The organism is Vibrio gelatinilyticus (genome assembly GCF_022836845.1).
Lineage (GTDB): Bacteria > Pseudomonadota > Gammaproteobacteria > Enterobacterales > Vibrionaceae > Vibrio > Vibrio gelatinilyticus.
The window spans coordinates 177,086-199,533 of record NZ_JAJNNZ010000005.1 but is presented as its reverse complement, the minus strand read 5'-3'; the positions used below and the strand labels follow the sequence as shown (position 1 = coordinate 199,533).

21 protein-coding genes and 1 pseudogene are annotated in these 22,448 nt (G+C 42.4%); 15 read left to right on the top strand and 7 right to left on the bottom strand.

The features are described 5' to 3' along the window. Nucleotides 1-72: 72 nt before the first annotated feature. From LNL84_RS08665 to LNL84_RS08645, 5 genes are all read right to left on the bottom strand, one after another. The gene (locus LNL84_RS08665) at nucleotides 73-1,401 is read right to left on the bottom strand and encodes an alpha/beta fold hydrolase (protein ID WP_244356827.1); all 1,329 of its coding nucleotides are present in this window, start codon (nucleotides 1,399-1,401) and stop codon (nucleotides 73-75) included. Between the two features lie 109 nt (nucleotides 1,402-1,510). Beyond that, nucleotides 1,511-2,353, bottom strand: a complete 843-nt coding sequence (locus tag LNL84_RS08660; protein WP_244356826.1) for a DMT family transporter — start codon at nucleotides 2,351-2,353, stop codon at nucleotides 1,511-1,513. 25 nt (nucleotides 2,354-2,378) lie between these two features. Next, nucleotides 2,379-3,275, bottom strand: a complete 897-nt coding sequence (locus LNL84_RS08655; protein ID WP_244356825.1) for a DMT family transporter — start codon at nucleotides 3,273-3,275, stop codon at nucleotides 2,379-2,381. A gap of 157 nt (nucleotides 3,276-3,432) precedes the next feature. After that, nucleotides 3,433-4,143 carry a hypothetical protein gene (locus LNL84_RS08650; protein ID WP_244356824.1) on the bottom strand — a complete coding sequence of 237 codons (711 nt, stop codon included), beginning with the start codon at nucleotides 4,141-4,143 and terminating at the stop codon, nucleotides 3,433-3,435. Between the two features lie 328 nt (nucleotides 4,144-4,471). Further along, complete coding sequence (locus LNL84_RS08645) at nucleotides 4,472-4,681, bottom strand: hypothetical protein (protein WP_244356823.1); 210 nt, start codon at nucleotides 4,679-4,681, stop codon at nucleotides 4,472-4,474. A 640-nt stretch (nucleotides 4,682-5,321) separates the two neighbouring features. Here LNL84_RS08645 and LNL84_RS08640 point away from each other — a divergent pair. The 10 genes from LNL84_RS08640 to LNL84_RS08595 all read left to right on the top strand — a co-directional run bounded on the left by LNL84_RS08640 (nucleotide 5,322) and on the right by LNL84_RS08595 (nucleotide 15,432). Continuing rightward, a complete protein-coding gene (locus tag LNL84_RS08640) occupies nucleotides 5,322-6,668 on the top strand; it encodes a tetratricopeptide repeat protein (RefSeq protein ID WP_244356822.1) in 1,347 nt (448 codons plus the stop codon). An 11-nt stretch (nucleotides 6,669-6,679) separates the two neighbouring features. Next, nucleotides 6,680-8,308 carry a tetratricopeptide repeat protein gene (locus LNL84_RS08635; protein WP_244356821.1) on the top strand — a complete coding sequence of 543 codons (1,629 nt, stop codon included), beginning with the start codon at nucleotides 6,680-6,682 and terminating at the stop codon, nucleotides 8,306-8,308. Between the two features lie 237 nt (nucleotides 8,309-8,545). Continuing rightward, complete coding sequence (locus LNL84_RS08630) at nucleotides 8,546-9,130, top strand: RHS repeat-associated core domain-containing protein (RefSeq protein WP_244356820.1); 585 nt, start codon at nucleotides 8,546-8,548, stop codon at nucleotides 9,128-9,130. Next, nucleotides 9,121-9,549: a hypothetical protein gene (locus LNL84_RS08625; protein WP_244356819.1), complete on the top strand. Its 429-nt coding sequence runs from the start codon at nucleotides 9,121-9,123 to the stop codon at nucleotides 9,547-9,549. Before LNL84_RS08630 ends, LNL84_RS08625 begins: the two co-directional genes overlap by 10 nt. A gap of 368 nt (nucleotides 9,550-9,917) precedes the next feature. Further along, nucleotides 9,918-10,646, top strand: coding sequence for an RHS repeat-associated core domain-containing protein (locus tag LNL84_RS08620; protein ID WP_244356818.1), 729 nt, complete (start codon nucleotides 9,918-9,920; stop codon nucleotides 10,644-10,646). Further along, nucleotides 10,612-11,076, top strand: coding sequence for a hypothetical protein (locus LNL84_RS08615; protein WP_244356817.1), 465 nt, complete (start codon nucleotides 10,612-10,614; stop codon nucleotides 11,074-11,076). The genes LNL84_RS08620 and LNL84_RS08615 overlap by 35 nt, the downstream gene beginning before the upstream one ends. Before the next feature lie 332 nt (nucleotides 11,077-11,408). Next, nucleotides 11,409-12,086, top strand: a complete 678-nt coding sequence (locus tag LNL84_RS08610; protein WP_244356816.1) for an RHS repeat-associated core domain-containing protein — start codon at nucleotides 11,409-11,411, stop codon at nucleotides 12,084-12,086. 292 nt (nucleotides 12,087-12,378) lie between these two features. Further along, on the top strand, nucleotides 12,379-13,299 hold the full coding sequence (locus LNL84_RS08605) for an RHS repeat-associated core domain-containing protein (protein ID WP_244356815.1): 921 nt from the start codon (nucleotides 12,379-12,381) through the stop codon (nucleotides 13,297-13,299). Nucleotides 13,300-13,916: 617 nt separating this feature from the next. Continuing rightward, nucleotides 13,917-14,603, top strand: coding sequence for an RHS repeat-associated core domain-containing protein (locus LNL84_RS08600; protein ID WP_244356814.1), 687 nt, complete (start codon nucleotides 13,917-13,919; stop codon nucleotides 14,601-14,603). Nucleotides 14,604-15,045: 442 nt separating this feature from the next. After that, entirely contained in the window at nucleotides 15,046-15,432 is a 387-nt protein-coding gene (locus tag LNL84_RS08595; RefSeq protein WP_341829454.1) for an RHS repeat-associated core domain-containing protein, read from the top strand. 95 nt (nucleotides 15,433-15,527) lie between these two features. Here LNL84_RS08595 and LNL84_RS08590 read toward each other — a convergent pair whose 3' ends face one another. Then, nucleotides 15,528-16,241: a hypothetical protein gene (locus LNL84_RS08590; protein ID WP_244356813.1), complete on the bottom strand. Its 714-nt coding sequence runs from the start codon at nucleotides 16,239-16,241 to the stop codon at nucleotides 15,528-15,530. Nucleotides 16,242-16,714: 473 nt separating this feature from the next. Between LNL84_RS08590 and LNL84_RS08585 the strand changes: the two genes are divergently transcribed. From LNL84_RS08585 to LNL84_RS08570, 4 genes and pseudogenes are all read left to right on the top strand, one after another. Continuing rightward, on the top strand, nucleotides 16,715-18,055 hold the full coding sequence (locus tag LNL84_RS08585) for an MFS transporter (protein WP_244356812.1): 1,341 nt from the start codon (nucleotides 16,715-16,717) through the stop codon (nucleotides 18,053-18,055). Between the two features lie 11 nt (nucleotides 18,056-18,066). Beyond that, nucleotides 18,067-19,233 carry a winged helix-turn-helix domain-containing protein gene (locus LNL84_RS08580; protein ID WP_244356811.1) on the top strand — a complete coding sequence of 389 codons (1,167 nt, stop codon included), beginning with the start codon at nucleotides 18,067-18,069 and terminating at the stop codon, nucleotides 19,231-19,233. Nucleotides 19,234-19,590: 357 nt separating this feature from the next. Continuing rightward, nucleotides 19,591-20,124: an early set domain-containing protein gene (locus tag LNL84_RS08575; RefSeq protein WP_244356810.1), complete on the top strand. Its 534-nt coding sequence runs from the start codon at nucleotides 19,591-19,593 to the stop codon at nucleotides 20,122-20,124. 261 nt (nucleotides 20,125-20,385) lie between these two features. After that, nucleotides 20,386-20,612, top strand: a pseudogene (locus LNL84_RS08570) (IS3 family transposase); the annotation flags it as partial. 69 nt (nucleotides 20,613-20,681) lie between these two features. On the opposite strand, the gene LNL84_RS08565 reads toward LNL84_RS08570, so the two are convergent. Then, nucleotides 20,682-20,930 (bottom strand): hypothetical protein, encoded by a 249-nt coding sequence (locus LNL84_RS08565; protein ID WP_244356809.1) that lies wholly within the window; start codon nucleotides 20,928-20,930, stop codon nucleotides 20,682-20,684. Between the two features lie 116 nt (nucleotides 20,931-21,046). Between LNL84_RS08565 and LNL84_RS08560 the strand changes: the two genes are divergently transcribed. Further along, a complete protein-coding gene (locus LNL84_RS08560; protein WP_244356808.1) occupies nucleotides 21,047-22,447 on the top strand; it encodes a class I SAM-dependent methyltransferase in 1,401 nt (466 codons plus the stop codon). The last annotated feature ends 1 nt before the right edge of the window (nucleotide 22,448 follow it).

Genomic DNA, 22,448 nt, shown 5'->3' with positions numbered 1-22,448 from the left:
GTGCAAGGTGATCATAGCTGGCGGCAACGCGTTTGGAGTTTACTCGCCAGCAAAAAAGAATGGAACGGTGAATTACGCTTGTTGAGTCAGTTGGCAATAATGAGTGTGATCACTCATCTCTATGAGTTTGTCTAGAATACGTTCGCCATCTGCGCGCAACCCATTGTGTTCATATTCATTGGTGATCCACGCCTTAGAGTTAGGGATGCGCGCTAAGGTTTCACGACTGATGTCCATCTCTACAAACATGTCATCGGCATAGACAGCACAGCTCACCGGCACTGTGTTGTTGGCCAATACGTTAGCGTCATAGAGGCTGCCCCAATCGTCTTTCTCAGCCAGTAGTTGCGCGGCCTGTTGCAGTGGCTGCAAACACTGGTATTGCTCGAACATCCACGGGAAGACCATCTCACCAGTAAAGTAAAATGCACTTTCACTATGGCTGTCGTCAGAGCCTGAACGGTAATTGAACTCATCGAAGCGCTCACGAACCCGGTGTGCCGACCAGTCAGAAGCAACCCCCTGACAGTAAATGGATTCGTGCAACAGTGCATAAATAGGATTGGTCTGAAACGCTTGTTGCATCAGCATTTCATTTAAGAATTCATAGCGTAACGTCGTCACACCATTGATCTCTATGAGTGCATTTTCCAGCGAATAGTAGGTGGGTAGAAAAGTGTCACTGACACCAAAATTGATACCAATTTGCTGAAATTGCTCGACAGTAAAGCGCTGGCCATTGGGCAGAAACACTTCGTTTTGCAGCAGGTGATTCGCTATTTTCTGGCATAGCCCCTGGGCTTTTGGAAATTGTGCAAAAAATGCCTCATTCTTAGCTTTGGTACGCAGGAAAGTCGCTTCATACACATCATCAGGGTGACGGGATACAGAAGGGACGCCACCGGTAATAAAGGCGCGGCTTAGGCTTTCAGGAAACAGCGAAAGGTAAGTCAATGAACAAAAGCCGCCAAAACTTTGGCCAAGGATTGCCCACTGCTTTATGCCCAGGGCTTTTCGAATATGTTCAGCATCACGTACGATACTGTCTGCCCGAAAGTGACTTAAGTATTCGGCTTGTTGTTGCGGCGAAAGATGTGCCAGTGTTTGGTGATTAATCACAGAGCTATTCCCAGTGCCACGCTGGTCAAGCAGCAATACTCGGTAGTCTTGCAGTGCTCGTTTCATCCAACCACTGTTACCATTAGGGCGAGGGGATGGAAAACCAGGGCCACCTTGAAAAAACACCAGCCAAGGTTTGTCGCTAGCGCCTTTTGCGCAGTCAATTTCGCGAGCAAAAACCTGCAATGTCCCTTTGGAGGGGTCATTGTGATCCACGGGAATATCAAAATAATGTGGTGTGTGTTTTAGGCCAGAATCAATAAAGGTGATGGCTGAAGTCATATTCGAAACGTCCATGATGAAGTAAAAATTGCCCGGCTAACTTAACGAGTTTTGACAACAAAGCAACTGGTTTTTAATAGGCCACCATGGTTTGTAGCCAACTGCACACCTAACGTGGCTTAGTCAGAAAAACCAGCGCTATGCCACCTAAAATCATGGCACTGACCAAGATAAGAAAGATAGAAACGGATTCACCAAGCCAGAGCGAGCCCAGCCACAGCGCAATCACCGGCACCGATAATTGTGAAATGGACGCCTGCAATACCGTGAGCTTAGCCACCGCGTAATACCAAATAACATAGCCCAGCGCTGAAGTGATAACACCTGAAGTGAGCGCTAACATCACGCCGTTAAAGCTGATACTTGAGTAGGTAAACATCCAGGGGCTGGCAAGCATCGCAATAATGCCAGCGCCAACAAATCCTTGAGTGATGCCCACTCGTGCAGACGAGGCATGTTTGCCCAGTAAGGTAAATATGGCCCAGCTGACCCCCGACAAAATCATTAACGAAGAGGCGAGTATATTGGGAGAATCGGCCGAAGGCAGTAACAGCAAAACAAAGCCACTTGAGGCGACAGCGATGCCCAACCATTCCCAACGAAAGAGTTTGTTGCCCTGCACCAAGTAAAAACCAATCATCGAAAGCTGAACAGCGCCAAACAGTAGCAATGCGCCCATACCTGCTTCGATATTGGTATAGGCATAAGAAAAGCACAGCGCATAGACAAATAAGGCAATTCCCGAAAAAGCAATAAAACGAGCATTTATCAGCTCGTTGGTTTTACCTCGGCTCAGAAAATGAATAACGACCAGAGTTATGGCTCCGGAAATCAAGCGAAGGTAAGTAAAGCTTGCCGGATCCATAACATCATCAAGCAGGGCTGCGCGGCCCAACAAAGAGTTTGCGGCAAACGCGAGCATCGCCAAAGCGGTGATTAGGATGGTTGGCAAGGCAAACTCCCAGTATGCGATGTAATTAAGAAACCTTAGTGCGGGGTTTCTTAATTAACAAGTTGCGAATAGAAAAGCCAGTGACCAACATGGTGCCCGACAAAACCAACGTTGTACCGACAACGGTATTAAGGCCAATGGGCTCGTCAAGAATCAAATAGCCCCACAAAATACCAAAAGCAGGGATAAGGAAGGTCACAGAAAGTGCTGACGCAGGGCTAATGTCCTCGATTAACTTGAAGTAAAGCAGGTAAGCCGCGGCAGTACATATCACACCAAGCGCGAGAACGGAGCCCATCTCGTAGCCCGATGGTGCGGCGCGCATAGGAATGAACGGCAATAAAGGCATAACAATGAGCACGGCGGCCCACATGTTGCCATGAGCATTATCAAAAGCGGCAACCTGAGGCGCTGTTTTGGCGTAATTAGTGGCGATGCCATAACAGCACGCCGCCGAAATACCCGCGATTATCGGCCATACAGCCTGCTCACCAATATTAACTGCATCCCAACCCACAAGCACAGCAACACCAAACACCCCTAACCCCATGCCAAATAACGCCTTGGGCGTTAATGGCGTTTTATGCCAAAAGAACCCAATTAACGCTCCCCAAATGGCAGCAGTAGAATTGAGAACCGCCAAAGTTGACGCATTTAGCGTTTGCGCAGCGTAAGCGAAAAAAAGAAAAGGTAACGCGGTATTAAAAAGACCAATGGTAAAAAAGTGTCTGGGGTGCTTAAAAAATGGTAAGCGACGTTTGAGGTAGATAGACACTAATAACAAGCTAATGGCGGCAAAGCCAACACGGAACTCGATCAAGTATGCCGGACCGAAAGTATGGGCGGCGATGCGCATAAAGATAAAGGAGCCACCCCAAATAGCGGCGAGACAGATCAAACGTAAAAAGCTGGCGGTAGACATCAATCATCCTTTGATTCAGAAGTACGCCTAATGTGAACGATGATGATGTTTTGTGCAAGGGCGAATGAGTGTTGAAGCCCCTCTCAAAGTAAACACCCAATACGAATGAAGCCGTGTACCTCTGTGCTTCATTCGTGGAGATGATGGCTTTATTGTCTTAGTTGATGAGCTCTTGTGATGTGTTTTGCCAAATCACAGAATCGTCTTTTACAAACACACCAACCAAATACTGACGTTGATTTTGCTGGAAGGTTGCGAGCCTGGCGTGAGTGTATTCACCATCAAAGTCGGAGTTTTTGCACTCCTGAGCATAGACATCATTAGAAACGTAATAGCCATTTTTCTCGACCATTGTGCCTGTTAAGACGCACCCTAACGATTTGGTGTTAATCATAAACATACCAGATTCCAGAATTTGCCAGTTCAAATAAGAGGTATCCTCCACCCAACCCGATGCTAACTCCTGCAATGACTGTGAATCGCTGCTCTTTGACAGGGAATAGTCGATACTGCCCTTGTTCATCACGCCGCTAACAGTGGCCGTATTGTCGGCTATCTGGATCTTAAGTTCGGTATCTTCATCGTCTAGCCAGCCAAACAGACCACCCGAAATCGCCCCTTTGGTTTTGATATTTGGCAACGTATCAATCGTCCGTTTCGTCGCGTAGACAGCACCTTTATTGAAATCGCCAATAAACACAGGGAACTCGTTCGTTTCTGTGTCCACAAACATCACTATTGGCTTTTGGCTATCAATGTAAATACCTTGCTCATCCCCCGTTGCCTGATAAAACGAAAGAGAGTCTGAATTGCATGCCGCTATCGACAATACCACTGATGCCAGCAGTAGCGGTTTGAAATAGCTCATAGTTGCAATGCCCTTTTTATATATCACCTTATTCAATAAGGCGGACATAACCCGCTGAGATTAAGAAAGAAAAGTAAAAAAGAGAGATCGCGAGTGTCTTAAAGACCACACGTTTACCTTGCAACTCTATTTAGAGCTGAGTGAAGTCATCATCACCAGAACCACAAACTAGTTATTAGCGTCGTCAACATTGCAGAGAATGAGAAAAAGAGCGCTATCGTAATGGTCGGTGGGAGACTGAATCTTGTGCCGTTAGGGCTAAACCCTCACAAGGAGCAGGACGACAACACCAGTAGCTGTATGGTATCGCCCAATCATCCAAACAGACCTAGCTGTATTCAATCTCTTTTTCAATAAAGTCCACGTCACTAAACCACACAACACGGCCAATATATTGGTGCTGCTTAAGTTTGGCATCGATCAACGCGGCATAACGCACTGTCATTTTGAACCATCCGTTCTCTTGTTCTAACCCTTCTAATAGATCACAAACGATATCCTGAGCTTTGGCATCTAGTTGTAGGCTTGTAGTGTGCATTTATTTATCCATTTTTCATAACAGCAACACGGTAGGTGGGCTGATAATATTGAGTAGCAGCCATGTTACCATCGTTTTGGAAAGGTGTAGCTACGTATAGAGCTTAGTTAGTGGTAGGGTTATCGGTAGTATGCCAAATAGTGTTGTTCTCTCGTATAAACGTAGCTGAAACATCCATTGGCTGGTTACTTGAGGTGTAACCAGCTCACTAACGACATTTGCTAATTATGCCAGTCTTGTTAGTTACTTATTGGGTATTATCTAAAAGTCATCAATATAATCCCACATAATCACATTATCTCGAATGAAAGCTGCTGTAGCATGCGTTATTTCGTGTTGTACGAATGTTGAAACCCGCACTTGGTGGTAACTACCGCCTAACTCGCTGTTTGTACAACCAGATGCAACCGTATCGGTAGAAATGTAAAAACCCTTTGTTTCGGAAATTAAAGGGACACACATTATAGGGGTAATCACAAATCTTTTAGGCTTATTTTCTATTATTAAAGAGATTGAGTAATTAGTGAGTTTTTTATTTAACATTCCCTTCAAACCAGTCGTAACATGCAATGTTAGTCATAGGAACTAGGTAGCTGTGTTTCTCGAGTACTGAGATCAGCGTAAATAGGGATATTGGAAGATGAAAATAAAACTACTGATAGTTTTACTTACTACTTTGCTTATTAGCTGTACATCGGCTAATAAACATGGAGAAAAAGGTGACAAAAGCATTGCTTTTACAAAGTCTATGAACGATAAGCTTATAGTCCCAATGGTAATTACCGCCAATGTAAGGATTTTTGGATTTCGCCATTATGACTATTGCGGTATTGGAGACCCTATCGGTTTTAAAGAAATACAGAAATTTACGCTTAAAGAACTGCTAGATAAAGCCAAAGATAATGATGGGGCAGCTCAATATAGGCTCGGGGTTATGTATGACATTGGCTATCAAGTGGCTGAAAGTGACCATGATGCTCTCTACTGGTATTGGCGCGCTGCTGAGAATGGGGATTCACGTGCACAATTTTTGTTTGGAATGCGTGCAATGCAAGGCACGCATGTAAAAAAGAATCTCGTTATTTCAGCAAGTTGGCTTGAAGCTGCGCATTTGCAAGGCCACCCTTGTGCGACTACACAATTGGCACGACTTTACCTTACAGGTTCGGGGGTTGCTAGCGATCCAGAGTATGCTTTAACTTTGTTAAAACAATCAGAAAAATATGACCATAATTCGATTTTTCATCAAGCAAAAATCCATCAAAATGGCTTGGGTGTAGAAAAAAATACAGCTAAAGCAGATGAGTTATTCATAAAGGCGGGGCGGTCAGGGCATATCACTGCCCAGTTTCTTAATGGTCATAGATACCAATTGGAGAATGATTTAGAAAGTGCGAAATACTGGTATGAACTTGGTAGCGCGGGTCATGCGACTGCTCAGTATCAATTGGCCTTGATCCTGATAAAAGAGAGAGTATCAGAAGAAGACTACTTAAAAGGTATTTCTCTTCTAGAAGAATCATCAGAGCTTGGTTTTGCTCCTGCAAGTTATTATCTAGGAACGATGATAGTGAAAAAGGAAAATAAAACGGAAAAGGATATCGCAGATTCGCTTAAATGGTTCCGCCTAGCCGCTAATCAAGGTCATTTTCGAGGGATGAACTTTATCGGGCACTACTACGCAGAGGGTAAGGGAGTAGAGCAAAGCTACAGTACCGCTTTAGAGTGGTATTTGAAATCACTACAAGTCGAAAACTCTGATTCAAACCAATATGCACTTAACCAATTGCCTAACACATTACGTAAGTTGCCAACGGGTGTTATCGACAACGAAACGCAATCTTATAAAAACTCGTCACTAACCACGCCAGTAAAAAAACTAAAACATGAAGTGGTATATATTCTTGAGCGCGGTGATAGCTGGGAGAAAATATACTCGGAAAATGAAGACAGCATCGTATTCATTAAACAAGGAATAGCATATTAAAGGAAGCGACTATGCCGAACATCTACTTAAAAATGAATACGTGTATTGCCTTTTCATTGATAGCTCTCTCAGTGGGAATAGCTAGAGCGGGTAAGGATACAGCAGGTATCGATAGTAGCCTATCAAGCCAGATCAGCCAGCTACGAAAGAGTATTATTGCGAAAGACTATCTAGCTGCACATCGAATTTTGTTACCATGTGGAAATGGTTTTTCAGATAATTATGAACAAGAGCAGAGATGCCTTTCAATCTATAAAGACACGCCAAATTTGCGCGAGGATTTAGTTGAAGCTCTTAATCATTGGTTTACGCTTGAGCCAGATAGCGTTCACACAAATATACTCATGGGGAGCCTAATTTCTTTGGACGGATGGGTGGAGAGAACCCACTTTTCGTCGAAGGGCGTATCATTAAATCAAATGACGTATTTTAGAAAAGCTCAGCTAAACGCGGTTGAGTATTTTCATCAAGCAACAATCTTAGAACCGAATTTACCTTTTGGTTACTTGATGGGAGCAGAGGCTCTTGGAAAACTCCCAGAAGAATATGACCAATATCGATTGAATTGGGTCAATGCGACAAAGGAAGTGTTTCCAAACAGTATATCTCTCGCAAAAATGGAAATTTATGACAATCAAGTGCGTTGGGGTGGTTCTTATGAGGAAATGGAAGCAGTTAAGGATCGGTACTGGAAAAGCTCGAACAGTCAAGATGGTAGGTCTGTTTTAGAAAACCAAATTGAGCTAATAAAATCACGCGACCTTTATGGTGATCATGGCATCGGAGAAGGTAACCCCGATTATAATCTAGCACAAAGTATTTTATATATGCTTTTAGAGAAAGGGTTTAGTCCTGCTGAGGTTCATATGCAATTGGCAGAGGCGCATTCAATGAAAAAAGAGCACATTGAAGCTGAAATGCACATAGGTGAGAGTTTAAAACAGAATCCATTTAATGAGTTTGGCTTGTGGGTAGCCGGTGCGTCTTTGAATAGTGATGACTTTGAAAATAGGCGAGAGTATCTCAATATCTATCTTAATAACTACCCTTCTTCCTATGCAGCCTGGGTGCAATTGGGAAGACTGCATTTCGATAAAGGTCATTATTTAGAAGCCATTGAATCATATTCAAAAAGTATTGAGATTAAGCCTTTTGAACCAGCGCCTTGGCAAATGATTTCCTTTTCTAATAGGAAGTTAGGGCGAGAAACGCCACACTTTGAATCTGAAGAATGGTTCAAAGATACCCTAGCTTATGTCTTCCCAAGTCAAAGCGTACTTACATTTTTAATAACTAAGTTGAATGAAGTATTCGAAAAGGTTGAGCAAAATAAGCGGCAGGAGTTAGTGCTTGCAATGGAGAGTCACTTTACATTGGAAAGGTACACTCAAAAGTTAAGACATAATTTGGAAGTTCTGGAGTTAACTCATCAGGAATGGAAGGATGTGATCACCTATTATGCTCATACTAGCCGTATAACGACACAAACAACTAAAAGTCATAAAGATAAGGTAGTGGAAAGGTTTGAAGGGAAACAACCTGATTTACCAAGTTCTAAGGTTAATCTCATAGCTCAACAGACTCTTAGTGAGCTAAAAAATGAATTTATTGTAACTTATGAGGATCTTCTCCGTAATTAAAGGGACACACACCTTAAGCGGGAGGAACAGTCAAAGGGACACACACCTTAAGCGAGCAACGTCGATAGCAGTACGAGGTTTTTACCTTTCCCGACCTTAAAGATGGTCTAGTGTTTCGCTAGGCCATTTATTATGCATTTGGCGCGGCTTAATCAGGTTGTGTAAACCGTCGCCTAAAAGTACAAACACAGCAGCCGATTCCAACAACCCGATTACTGGAACCTGCGCAATACCCATTTGCCAGCAGCGATTCAACATGAGTTGATGCGATTTACTGGCTTAAATACAGCGCAGTTACTCAATGACCCAAGCCAGCAGTTGGAGTATGGGTATGTGAGTGGGAATCCGTTGGGGTTTGTTGACCCGTTGGGGTTGGTTGCTTTTGAGTTTGTTGTAGAGGGCAAAGTAGGTGCGGGAATTCATTACCAGGAGGGTTATGGAGTGTATGCAACTTTTGGAGAAGAAACAGATATTGGCTTTTTAAAGCAAACATCTGTAAGTGCATCTGCAGAAATTTCAACTAGTCTGCAAGCTACGGGAACTTTTAGGCCATCAGTAAGTAGTTCGAAGGAACTAAGTGGCGAATCATACTCTGGAGGTGTTGTTGTAAATACTCCAACTTTTGGAGGTTCAATGTCTACCGATATCAATGGAAATACGGCTTATAGTGGCTCTTTTGGCCCCTCCCTAGGACTAGAACCTCCGATTCATACTGAAGTTTCACGAACAGTAACGGAGATAGTAACGACAGACAGCCTCATTAATAAATTTAATCGTAACTTTGAAAGAGTATTTCTAAAAGGAGTGAAAGCGTGCCATTAATGAAAAAACTACTTGTATTACTATTCTTTATTACTTCTCTTCATGTGAATGCTAAAGGTGATATTGACTTAATGTTGAGTCATACGATGAAAAGCTATATAGAGGGTGGGGTGGGCAAAATTGAACAAATGTGGCCTTTATCTGACGGAATTGAAAAACGACCTTTTGTTGATACGTTTAGAGCGATCGAAGGTTACTATGGCTCGGCTATTAGTTATGATGTAATAAACGTAAGTAACGTCAGCCCTAAAGCCATAGTTGTTTATATTGCAGTGAATTACGAGAAGGGCGTTGGTTTCATCAGAATGCAGGTATATAGAACTCATAAAGATAAATATATTATCACGTATGCAAATGTACATACTGAAGCATATAAAATCATGCCATCACGTTTAACATTGAAGATTAATGAAGAATAGAAGTATTTCAGGGTTTAATAACAGGGTTTAATAAGGACAGGCACCATTAAAAAGTAAAAAACAACTCAGTTGCCTTGCTTTTTGTACTGTTCCAACACCCAAGATGGTCTAGCTCTTCGCTAGGCCATTTTTTATGTTTATTGATGCGGTTTAATTCGGCTTTGCTAACGGTCGCCTAGAATATAAACAGGCCGCGAAGCCATACGTTTAGGGTACAGCCCGTTTGGTCAGGTATACCGCAAACATACCGACAAAACGTTCTGGAAGATAAACTCCGGAGTGAACGCCAACCGACAACTGGGACAGTTAATGCTGTATCACTTTCTTTAGGTAGAGAGGCGGGCGGTTACACCGACGGCAATACGGGCTTGGTTCAGCTTGATGCAAGATGGTACAACCCGCACAGCAGCCGATTCCAACAACCCGATTACTGGAACCTGCGCAATACCCATTTGCCAACGGCGATTCAACATGAGTTGATGCGATTTACTGGCTTAAATACAGCGCAGTTACTCAATGACCCAAGCCAGCAGTTAGCGTATGGGTATGTGAGTGGGAATCCGCTGGGGTTTGTTGATCCTTTGGGCTTGAGTTGGGGGATATATGATTATGATGTAGCCGGAAATAATACTTATGACCCTGATCGAGTAATTGATAGTAACTCCGATGCGGTCTATCACTATACTCACAAATCCGCAGATGGTTCACCTAAAGAACTTAGTGACAGAGCCAAAGAGGCAATAATGAACCAGCCAGAGGTAACGTACAACCTGGAAGCTCATCAAAATGGTTCTGCAAAATATGGTGAAGGTAAGTTTGATGTTAATCTAGAGAGAAATTTAGGTCCAGATTGGCATGTGGGTAATACTGGAGTCTATAAATCTGAAGTATGCAGTGGCAGTACTTGCAAGCTGACTTTTACTGCACCTGTAAATAGAAATGATAAGGGAGAAATCGTCGCTGACACATTCTCAGACCCTTTAGATACTTTTAATTGGGCTGAGAAAGATGTAGAGATAGGCACTCCTTACGAATATAGAAAGTTTAGCTGGAGTTATGAGTATGAGAACCCTAATAACCGTTACTGTTCTGATTAGTGTGGTTACTTGTTTGCAGTTTTTTATAACAAAACCAGCAAGGTTCTATTGTGGGTTATTAAATGACAAACCAGAGCTTTATTTTAACCTCGAGCCTAATTGGGATTTAAATAGATTCCGCGTACTGGTCGACTGTAAAAACCATGGGGAATGTATCGAAGTCCTTAGCTCTACTGAGAAGGTGGCAGATGACCTAACGCTAAAACCCTACTCTATTATTTTAGGCTATTCGAATCAGAAAAAAGACTCTTTTATTTTCAAAGCATATGATGAAGGAAAAGTAATATCATTGTATCAATTAAAGTTTGAACGCATTGGAAAATACTATAAACCTAAAGTGAACAAGTTGAGTGGCGATATAGATTCATTTGTTTGGCATGATGTTAGCTTTACTACCTGTAAAAGGTGGTTTATACCTTTAAAATCATAGGAACATGCATCATTTAAAAGTAACAAACAAGTCAATTTCCTTACTTTTTACACTGTTCCAACACCCAAGATGGTCTAGCTTTTCGCTAGGCCATTTTATGTTTGTTGGAGTTGCTTAATCTGGTTGTGCGAACTGTCGCCTAGAGTTTAAACAAGCCGCCAAGCCATGCGCTTGGGTTACAGCCCGTTTGGTCAGGTATACCGCAAACATACCGACAAGACGTTCTGGAAGATAAACTCAGGGGTGAACGCCAATAGGCAACTGGGACAGTTAATGCCGTACCACTTTCTTTAGGTAGAGAGGCGGGCAAGTATACCGACGGTAATACGGGCTTGGTTCAGCTTGACGCTAGATGGTACAACCCGCACAGCAGCCGATTCCAACAACCCGATTACTGGAACTTGCGAAACACCCATTTGCCAGCAGCGATTCAACATGAGTTGATGCGATTTACTGGCTTAAATACTGCGCAGTTGCTCAATGACCCAAGCCAGCAGTTGGCGTATGGGTATGTGAGTGGGAATCCGTTGAAGTGGGCGGATCCGTTTGGGTTGGCGACGTTTGATGATTTCGTGGATCATCTGGTTACAGCAGGTAATGTTGTAGGAGCAGCGGGTCAAATAGTAGGTGGTTTTGCAATTGCTTACGGGAGCGGAGGACTAGGCATTACGGTCGGTATCGCAGTAGCAGCTAAAGGAGTAGATAATTTAGTTGCAGCGATTACGGAAGACAAAACTGTGACTCAAAAAGCACTAGAAAATGTCGTTAGTGAACCGTGGGCAGAAGGCATTAGCTATGGTTTGGATTTGACTGGATCTGTGTACGGATTGAGTAGACTCGTGCCGAAAGTTAATGAATTAGGCAATGTTGCAAAACCTTTGTTTATTAAAAAAGATCCTGTGCAATTAGAGAGAGCAATAAAACAAACTGGTGGTGTTGCATTGTCTGTAGATATCGTAGGCACTACATCATCAACGGTATCCCTATTAAGAAGTGAGTGTGATGACTAGTATTACAATTGGTTTTTCAATAATTTTAGTGATTTTGTACTATTCATCGAGAAAGCTCGTATCAATGCATCGTTCAGGAAAGAAGTACTCTTTATATATCTATATTTTCCAGTTGATCATTGTAGGAGGCTTATTCTCGGTGTTGGAAGAGAATAGTTTAGAAGTTTCATGGTTGGACTTTGGACTCTGGTTGGCGATGCTTATTGTAAATCTAATTGCAGTTAGTAAAATGTTGTCGACTAAGCCATAAATACCGAATACATCAAATAAAGGCACTCACCAAAATAAAGGTGTGTGCCTTTATTTTTTCTACACGCCATTTGGTGAGGTCTATCGTAAAGACAACGACAAAGCGTTCTGGAAGAAGAATGACACCGTGAATGCTAACCATCAGCTCAACCAGCTTATGCCGTATCAATACACGGGTAAGTTCACAGAAAGTAACACGGGTTTAGTACAAATGGATGCGCGTTGGTATAACCCTCATACGCATAGATTCCAACACCCCGATTACTGGAACCTCAAGAACACATATCTGCCAGCAGAGATTCAGAATGAGTTGATGCGATTTACTGGATTAAATACAGCGCAGTTACTCAATGACCCAAGCCAGCAGTTAGCGTATGGGTATGTGAGTGGGAATCCGTTACGATACATCGACCCATGGGGTTTGTGTATGACTGAGGGAGCATTTAGTAGTTCTTCTAGTCAGCCAGAAGGAGAGATTCAGTATACCGAGCAGCAAATAGCCGACAGCCTTGATGGTGTTGGTTCAAGAGCACATATGACTTATGGTGAGCGTTTAGAGGATGGTTACCAAAATGAAATAAGACCTGTGATTAACACTGCCTCTAAGGGTGCAGTTGTGGTATTGGACACTGTTTCTACTGCTGCGTTAGCCTCATACAAATTCACTGGACTTGCCGGATTAAAAGTTGCTGGTATTGCTGGAGCTGGTAGTTATTTTGTCGGAATACTAGAGGCAGCAACATCTGAAAAGCCTGTCCAAAATACGGTGAAACACGTTTCAATTGAAACAGGCATGCACCTATTACCTAAACCGTTGAAAACCGTAGTTTCAGATGCGATTGATTTAGACGAATCAGCACCTTACTTGATTTTTGAAGATACCGTTAAATCAATCATCAAGAATGAGTTAAATTCAGATGTTAATACCGTAGAAAATAATAAAGAAAATTCAAATGAAAAGTAGGTTTATCATGAGGTTACTGAGCTTAATTGTAATGGTTAAATACCCTATTCGTACAAATTACTATTGGACTGTAAAAAGTATTCTGTTCTTTGTCGCAATAGCTGTTTTTTGGTGGGGACTTGACCAGTATCAAGAAGGTTTCGTGTATACTTCGGCAGGTAACTTAAGAACCAAAGAAGATGATTACTGGCACTTTATGTTGCTAACCATAATTAGGAGCACAGTTATCGGTTTACTTGCTCTGAATTACTCTTTAAATGGAGTAAAAAAAAGACAGATTTAATAAGGACAGGCACCATTAAAAAGTAACAAACAAGTCAATTGCCTTACTTTGTGTACTGTTCTAACACCCAAGATGGTCTAGCTTTTCGCTAGGCCATTTTTGTTTGTTGGAGCCGCTTAATCTAGTCGTGTAATCTGTCGCCTAGAATGTAAACAGGCCGCCAAGCCATGCGTTTAGGGTACAGCCCGTTTGGTCAGGTATACCGCAAACACACCGACAAAACGTTCTGGAAGATAAACTCAGGAGTAAACGTCAACCGACAACTGGGGCAGTTAATGCCGTATCACTTTCTTTAGGTAGAGAGGCGGGCAAGTATACCGACGGCAATACAGGTTTGGTTCAGCTTGACGCTAGATGGTACAACCCGCACAGCAGCCGATTCCAACAACCCGATTACTGGAACCTGCGCAATACCCATTTGCCAGCAGCGATTCAACATGAGTTGATGCGATTTACTGGATTAAATACTGCGCAACTGCTTAATGACCCAAGCCAACAGTTGGCGTATGGGTATGTGAGTGGGAATCCGTTGGGGTTTGTTGATCCATTGGGGTTGTGTTCTCCAGAGTTTTATGGAAAAGAGCCAATCAACTCATACAGTAGTGCAGGCACTGTTATAGAAATCAATTATGACGGTACGGTTTCACAATATGGTGTTGATTCTTACAGAGCAGCGGAAATTGCTGGTGTGACGCCCTATGAACAACAAGATATTGATTCTTTTTCTGACACGATGACTGCCATCTCTACCGGAGCAACACTGGTTGGGAATTTACCTGTTGCCGCTGTTGCTGGAGGACTGGCAGGTATAGGAACAATTGTTTCGATAGCAATGGACGATGAACCGTTGAAAGCAGCGACAGTAGAAGCGGCTTCTGTGGTAACAGGCACTAAAATAATTAAAAGCCTAGAAGTGATCGCCAAAGGTGCAGATGTAATACCAGAGAACAATCTAACTGATGGTGTTATAAAGCATATTGAAAATAAAATCGTCGATACGATTAAAGAAGCTAATGAGTAGGAGCCTCCCTAGTGAACCTAATTAGAGTTTATATTCGTAATAAGTACTTAATCGGTTTTAGGATTGTAATGCTATTGCTAGCACTACCAATTGCTATTGATATCTATGAAATCGTTCAAACTGGAGAAGCTGTTCGAAAAGACGTAGTCCTAATGAATGATAATAACTCGCATAGGTACTATGCATACTTGCTTAAACAAGTAATGTTTTTTTGTTTCTTTTTTTGGTTAGGAACCTTTGGTTCGAAAGGAAAAGACGAAAATCAGCAAAACAAACCTTAATGGTGGCAAGTAATATCTATAGTAACAAATACCTAAGTATTTGTACTGTTCCAACGTTAAAGATTGGTCTAGCTTTTCGCTAGACCAATCTTTATTTTGTTAGTGCCACTTAATCTCATGATTAAATTTGTCGCCTAGTATATAAACAAGGCCGCTAAGCCATACGTTTAGGGTACAGTCCGTTTGGTCAGGTATACCGCAAGCACACTGACAAAACGTTCTGGAAGATAAACTCAGGAGTGAATGCCAACCGACAACTGGGGCAGTTAATGCCGTACCAGTTCACGGGCGGTTACACCGACGGCAATACGGGCTTGGTTCAGCTTGATGCAAGATGGTATAACCCGCACAGCAGCCGATTCCAACAACCCGATTACTGGAACTTGCGCAATACCCATTTGCCAGCAGCGATTCAACATGAGTTGGTGCGATTTACTGGCTTAAATACAGCGCAGTTACTTAATGACCCAAGCCAGCAGTTAGCGTATGGGTATGTGAGTGGGAATCCGCTGGGGTACTTTAGTTGTGTGCCCTCAAATACAATTTGAAGGGAGTGAGTAAGGGTGGGGAACTAGTTGAAGATTGAAGAGACAGCCTATCGTCCAATTTTTTGTAGCAGCGATAAGCATCTCTTTCTTACTTACTAGTTGTTCGAAGCTTCAATAACATTGTCCCATATAATAACGTCTTCTCTGAAGAAAGTTCCAACAACGTAAGTTGATTGGTTTTGAGTGAAAGTAGCAATACGGACTTGAGGAAAAGCACCGTCTAAAAGGTGGTTTGTACAGCCCGATGCAACAGAATCGAGAGAAATATAGAAGTCATGTGTTTCAATCAACGTTCCTTCGAATATGCATGTGTCGAAAGGATTAATTCTATAAGTACCATCACTATTAATTTGCCAATTGGCATTACTTTCGGTTTCGACCCACCCGGAAGACAACTCTTCTAGGGATAGAGATTTAGGCGATTTATTAAACGTATACAGCACGGTTGTATCTACAAGGTTGCTATAAGCATTTGCTTGCGTTCCGTCAATCAAAATAGAGAACTCAGTTGTATTATCGTTAATCCACTCGAGAGCACTCCAAGAAATGAGCCCTTGAGTTTTAATTGTGGGAAATGTTTCAACCACTTGTTTGGTAGCGTAGATAGAATTGCTATCGAAATCAGAAATTACGATTGGAAATTCGCTGTCAGAAGCACCAACAAACATTACCGCAGCAGAATCTGCATTCACGTAGAGCCCTTCAGGGCTACCTGTATAATCTTCAATTGGTAACGTTGTTGAGTCGGTGTTGCAACCTATTAACGAAACCGCGATAGGTATTAATGCGAAAATTAGCTTTGCGTTCATAGCACTAAACATCCTTGTTGATAAATGTAATAGTGCTAGGCGACTAAAAAAATGGGATTATGAAAGATAAATGGGAGCAACGTCCGAAAACAGTTGTGAGGTCACATAGTAGGTCAGAATCATAAAGATGAATTAGAAAGTGAAAACTAAAGGGAAAAACTAAAGGGACACACACCTCAAGCGCACAGAAAAACAATAGGGGTATCACGTCATCATCGAAATAGCCATCGTCATATCGACTGGCACTTTCTCGCTTTTGGTAAGTTAAAGGGACACACGCCTTAAGCACACCTTAAGCGAATGATACTAGTGGGGCACTTATCACCAAAACCAAACGAAAAGCTGTAGGTGACAATTTGTGAAAGCGCTAGGCAATTAACTGATATTAAAGGCATAACTTTAATCCTCCCCAAAAACAAGCTATACCTATATTCATATCGCTTTCAGATAAAAAATTCACACCGGAAGACTCAATGACAGTCAAAGAAATACTTCAGATTAAAAACGTTCGCTACTTTTTAATGTTTCGCAGCAGCTATTTTGCACGCTTTTACTACCCCGTTTTTACTCTACTCTATTTGGATTACGGCCTAACCCTTTCGCAATTTGCCATGCTCAATGTCGTTTGGGCGGTAACCATCGTCATTTCTGAAGTACCTTCTGGCGCGTTCGCCGATACGTTAGGTCGCAAAAAACTGGTGGTGCTGTCATCGATAGTGATGTTTGTAGAGATCGCTATGATTGCCTTTGTTCCCACTGGGAACGCCAACTTGGTCTTCGCGGTATTTTTGGTCAATCGCGTGTTGAGTGGACTGGCGATGTCGCTTGCTAGCGGCGCCGATGAAGCGCTCGCTTACGACACACTAAAAGAACAGGGAAAAGAAGAATTTTGGCCGAAGGTTCTACAAATACAACTGCGTATAGCATCCAGTGTTGGTATTGTCGTCACATTACTTGGCGCAGCGATGTATGATGTCAACGTGATGGGAACCATTGCAGAATGGTTTGGGCTGACTAAGCCAGAAAGCACTCAAGATATTATGCGCATTCCCGTTTACGCCACTTTGTTGGTTGCGCTTGTTGCCATCTATGCCGCCACCAGTATGCAGGAAGAGCGCAAAATCTCACCACACGCCGAAGGAAAAGTCGCCTCGACGATGGCAAGCCTAAGACTGACACTTGATACAGCTAAGTGGATAATATCAACCCCTTACGTACTATTTATCTTGCTCTATTACAGCTTGTTTGAGCACACCTCAAGAATGTTTTTAACCATGAACAGTCAGTATTACCGTGCCATCGAGATCCCGATAATCTACATCGGTTTTATTGGGGCTGGGTTTAGTGTGTTTCAAATCCTTTTAGCTGGGCAAAGTCGCAGATTAGCCGAACATATGGAGCCTAAGTCCTTCATTGCTCTGATGGGGCTTGCCGCCATGGGAACCTATTTCTGGATCAGTCGCGGCTGGCCCATATATGGCGTGATTCCCGCTCTATTATTGGTGTTCATTACTATGACGGTGAATATCTTCATTAGCTATCACCTCAACAGGAACACCGAGTCACACAACAGAGCGACCGTGCTTAGTTTTAAAGGCTTAATGTTCAACCTTGGCTATGGCATGATTGGGATGCTCTACGCCTACTATTATAAAATGGTATCTCAACGCTATAGCGAGCAAGAAATCGCACAGCACCTCGATTTTTTAGCGTCACTGTCGTCGTTTTTCTATTACTTTGCCGCCTTGTTCATCGCGGTCAGTACGCTGTGTTACTTCAGTAACAAGAAGCGCCCCGTATTCGAACAGTCATAAATGAGGTATTCATGCAGTCATTGTCTCTCATTCAAGCTCAAAAATTAGCGCTGCTATCACAAGGTCTTCCTTCTCAGTCTCTTGGTGGAACAGCCTATCAGCAGTCAGTACAAGCAATGAGAGGCTTGGGGTACGTGCAGATCGACACGATTTCTGTGGTTCAGCGTGCTCATCATCATACACTTTGGAGTCGCAACCACCGCTACTCACCCGATCATCTTGATCGTATGGTGCGAGATAAAGTGGCTTATGAGTATTGGTCACACGCGGCCTCATATCTCGATATGCAAAATTATCGCTTCTCTTTACCTCAAAAACACGCCCTCAAGTCGGGTCAACAAAACCATTGGTTTAAGAAGAATCCCAAGCTAATGGCAGAAGTACTGAATAAAATCACCATTGATGGCCCTTTGATGGCCAAAGACTTTGCCCAAAATGCGGTCAACTCCATCACAATAAAGAAGCAAGCCTGGGAGAGTAAACCCACAAAGCAAGCTCTGGAAACGCTGTACATGCAAGGCGACCTGATGATCAGCGAGCGTAGAAAGTTTCACAAAGTGTATGATTTGACCGAGAGAGTACTAGAAAATGGCGTAGATACACGGATGCCTACCGCTGATGAACACGCCCAGTTTTTGGTGCTAAACACACTAAAAACCCATGGTATTGCCACTATAATTGAGATGAGTTACTTACGAAAAGGTACCAAACCTTTAGTAAAAAAGGCGCTGCTAGAGCTAGCAGAAATGGGCAAGATCGAGCAAGTGACCGTCAACGGTGAAGCCTATTTTGTGCTACCTGAATCACTTGAATTGCTAGGCAAACGAATAAACCGCCGTCAAGCAAAGCTGCTTTCACCTTTCGATAGCTTCATCATCCAACGCGACAGGCTGCGTAGGTTTTTTAACTTCGATTACCTGCTAGAGTGTTACGTTCCGGCAGCCAAAAGACAGTATGGCTATTTTGTGCTGCCGATCTTATGGGATGGTCGATTAGTCGCTCGAGTGGATTGTAAGGCTCATCGAAATCGTGCTCATCTTGAAGTGTTCAAGCTCTACATCGAGTCCCACTTATCGCGAGATGAAGAATTTGATCATGCCCTAGCAAAAGAACTGACGGCATTTGCCCTATTTAATCACTGCGATAGCTACAACATTGATAAGACAATCATTGTGTGAGGCCTTTTAATTAAAGGGACGCACACCTTAACCCCCAGTCAATAACTATGTCGCAAGCTGAATTGATTCGCATGCACCAAAATCGATCCTGTTATCAATTTGATGTATATGGTAGTAAATTCCACAAAATTACACCTTAATAAACAAATATATCTGGCCAATCCATTAAGCCGAAAGTTTGGCAGACAATTTATCCAAACCAGTTCGCACAAGGTTGCAAATTTCTTGCACGCTTTGTGACCTATTCCTCTCACCCTTATCACTACGCCCCTTAACGTCAGCTTACAGGATGAACGGCTTGAAATTCGCTCACATTAAGCTGGCTATGTATTAATCAAAAACAAACAAGGATAACCCATGACATCAATGAAATCTGCTCTGTCTATGGCAGTGATGAGTGCACTAATGTTCGGCTGTGCGTCGGATCCAGCAACATCTTCAGCGGACGATAGTGCGGCAGTAACGACAACTGCAGCTGTCGCGCCAGCGCCTGCTGGCGTTGACACGGCTATGATGGCTTCGTGTGATAACCCAACGGTTTCTGAAGCCGGCCCCGTCAGCAAAACGCTTTATGTAGTGGGTACCTTCCCAGGAGCAAGTTGGAAGCACATCGATGCTCGCGCGTTTGAGCACAAAGGTGATGGCCTGTATCAAACCGTTGTCGAAGAGCAACCTGGCAAATACTCAATGCAATACGCGGCATCGGACTGGAAACCGCAGTATACCGCAGAAGGCCGAGTTCTGAACGTTGGTGAAACCAAAGTACTGAAATGGGGTGGCTACGGTAAAGACACCAAATCAACCATTGAAGCGGCAGGTAAATACGTTTGGTCTGTTAAGTTTGACCAGAAGGCCAATCCAGTCGCTGTTAGCCTCAACCAATGCCAATAATTTTTTAGCGCCGAGCGAGAAAAGCTCGCTTGGCGTTAATTCTTTGCTCTAAAACGTCGGTTTCGGCCAGCGAATGAGTTTGCCAGCTTTACCCCTTCCAAGCTTTTATTAACGTTCTCTTCTGCAACTGTTGCCCTCCTCAATGAAAAAGCACGAACAGCTGGTTGAAGTTCGGATCGGCAAAATTTGCCAGGATGTGGTCGCCCAAATGAAAAATATAAGGACAAAAACCTTAGGCGTTCATACATTAAACGTTTTATAAGTCGAAAGGGAAACTGTCATGATAATGCAATTTCGGAAAGCTTTTTCTCATTACTCATAAAAGACCGAATAAAGAGGACAACCTACAAAACCCACGATGAAGCCTGTTCATAGATATATGACTATATTGAGTGTTTCTATAACCCCAACGAAATCATGGTACTCATGAGGGGCTTCCACCAAATGAATATGAAAAACAGTATTTTCTAAAGCTTGAAACTGTATAGAGATCTTGAGTCTTACAAGTTTGAGCGGCTTAGTAGGCTTTGATACTTAAGGTGTCAATTCTAAATGGTTTAATCTCTCGGGTTTGGATCTGACTCTGAATCATTGTGAGACGATTCTTGTCTCTTGTTACCTTTAATACGATAAAAAAAGTTTACCAACTGAGTTTTCCATAGCCTTAATGTTGCAAAACCCGCTGCAATTGTTGCGATGACTACCTGTAGGATAACACTGCCTGTTCCTGGGTCTAGATATGCGTGGGCTGGAGCGCTAACAACAACCAAAAGTATGGCAAGCTTGCTTGGTTTTGAACAAATCATTGTCAATTCCCAATAATTTTTAATAAATAGAATATAGGTCATACTTGTGGCTAACAGCAAGGAGGGATTCAACTATAGTTGTTAGTAGTGTTGGGAAAAGGAATAGCGAAAGAAATATGAATGGATTTCAGGAACATGATGCTTCATTTCGAGACAGCAGTGGATTTGTTTTTACTCATGACGGTAATCTATATAGGCAAGTGAATGAGGTCTTTAAGGATGAGTTTGATGCTTATATTAACAGTGGCCTCCATCAGGCTTTGTTAGACAAGGGATATGTCGTAGATCACAAAGAGGTTGAATTAATGGGTAATGACACCCATGAAGCCTACAAAATTCTAAAACCTAATTATATACCTTATCTTACATATCCGTATGAATGGACTTTTAGTCAGTTGAAAGACGCAGCTTTGCTTACATTGAACATTCAACTATTGGCACTGGAATATGGATTTACGTTGAAAGATGCCAGTGCATACAATGTACAGTTTTTTGAAGGTAAACCTATATTTATTGATACATTATCTTTCATTCGTTACACAAGTGGTGCGTGGACTGCGTATCGTCAATTTTGTCAGCATTTTTTGGTACCGTTATCTTTAAAAAAGTGGCGAGATTATCGTCTTGGGAGAATGGCTCAACTCTATATTGATGGCATTCCTCTGGATTTAGCGAGCAAACTTCTGCCCGTAAGAAGTTGGTTTAATATCAGTACCCTATCGCACATACATTTACATGCCAAAATGCAAGCCCACTATGGAAACTCTACCAAGGAACGTGTTGTTCGAGCAAAGAAAATTAAAAGCAATCTGACAAAAACTAAATTGTTGGCTCTGGTTAATAACCTGAAACATTCCGTAGAAGGGATCGATTGGTTACCAAGAAACTCGGAGTGGGGTAATTATTATGAGAATACCAACTACAACTCGCTGGCAATGGACGGAAAACTAGATATTGTTGAGAAGTTTCTATGTAGCATCAGCAAAGACATCCCCTTGCTTGCAGACATTGGTGCCAATGCAGGAAACTTTAGCCGTCTCGCTGCAAAATACGCGAAACAAGTGGTTTCCTTTGATATAGATGAAGTTGCAGTTGAACATAACTACTTAGCGGCTAAAGCCAACAAGGAGATATCAATACTTCCTGTTGTGTTAGATCTATTCAATCCATCGCCAGCGATAGGTTATGAAAATAAAGAACGTATTTCGTTTTCTCAGAGAGGTAATTTTCAAGTGATAATTGCTTTGGCTTTAATTCATCATTTGGCAATAGTAAATAATACGCCATTAAATAAAATAGTTGATATGTTTCATTCACTTGTAACTGAAATATTAATTATAGAGTTTGTTCCTAAAATAGATTCACAAGTAAAAGTTTTACTAGAAACTCGCGAGGATGTTTTTCCTGATTACCATGAAGATGGATTCGAAGAAGCATTACAAGGGAAGTTTACTGTGGTTAAAAAGGAGTTAGTGCCGGACTCCTGTAGAACAATTTATATTCTATACAAAGACTAAC

Bases quoted from the DNA above. Each gene is read 5' to 3' on its own strand.
- LNL84_RS08665 (WP_244356827.1), bottom strand. From the start codon at position 1,401: ATGACTTCAGCCATCACCTTTATTGATTCTGGCCTAAAACACACACCA.
- LNL84_RS08585 (WP_244356812.1), top strand. From the start codon at position 16,715: ATGACAGTCAAAGAAATACTTCAGATTAAAAACGTTCGCTACTTTTTA.
- LNL84_RS08565 (WP_244356809.1), bottom strand. From the start codon at position 20,930: ATGATTTGTTCAAAACCAAGCAAGCTTGCCATACTTTTGGTTGTTGTT.
- LNL84_RS08580 (WP_244356811.1), top strand. From the start codon at position 18,067: ATGCAGTCATTGTCTCTCATTCAAGCTCAAAAATTAGCGCTGCTATCA.
- LNL84_RS08635 (WP_244356821.1), top strand. From the start codon at position 6,680: ATGCCGAACATCTACTTAAAAATGAATACGTGTATTGCCTTTTCATTG.
- LNL84_RS08650 (WP_244356824.1), bottom strand. From the start codon at position 4,143: ATGAGCTATTTCAAACCGCTACTGCTGGCATCAGTGGTATTGTCGATA.
- LNL84_RS08575 (WP_244356810.1), top strand. From the start codon at position 19,591: ATGACATCAATGAAATCTGCTCTGTCTATGGCAGTGATGAGTGCACTA.
- LNL84_RS08590 (WP_244356813.1), bottom strand. From the start codon at position 16,241: ATGAACGCAAAGCTAATTTTCGCATTAATACCTATCGCGGTTTCGTTA.
- LNL84_RS08655 (WP_244356825.1), bottom strand. From the start codon at position 3,275: ATGTCTACCGCCAGCTTTTTACGTTTGATCTGTCTCGCCGCTATTTGG.
- LNL84_RS08645 (WP_244356823.1), bottom strand. From the start codon at position 4,681: ATGCACACTACAAGCCTACAACTAGATGCCAAAGCTCAGGATATCGTT.
- LNL84_RS08560 (WP_244356808.1), top strand. From the start codon at position 21,047: ATGAATGGATTTCAGGAACATGATGCTTCATTTCGAGACAGCAGTGGA.
- LNL84_RS08640 (WP_244356822.1), top strand. From the start codon at position 5,322: ATGAAAATAAAACTACTGATAGTTTTACTTACTACTTTGCTTATTAGC.
- LNL84_RS08615 (WP_244356817.1), top strand. From the start codon at position 10,612: ATGAGAACCCTAATAACCGTTACTGTTCTGATTAGTGTGGTTACTTGT.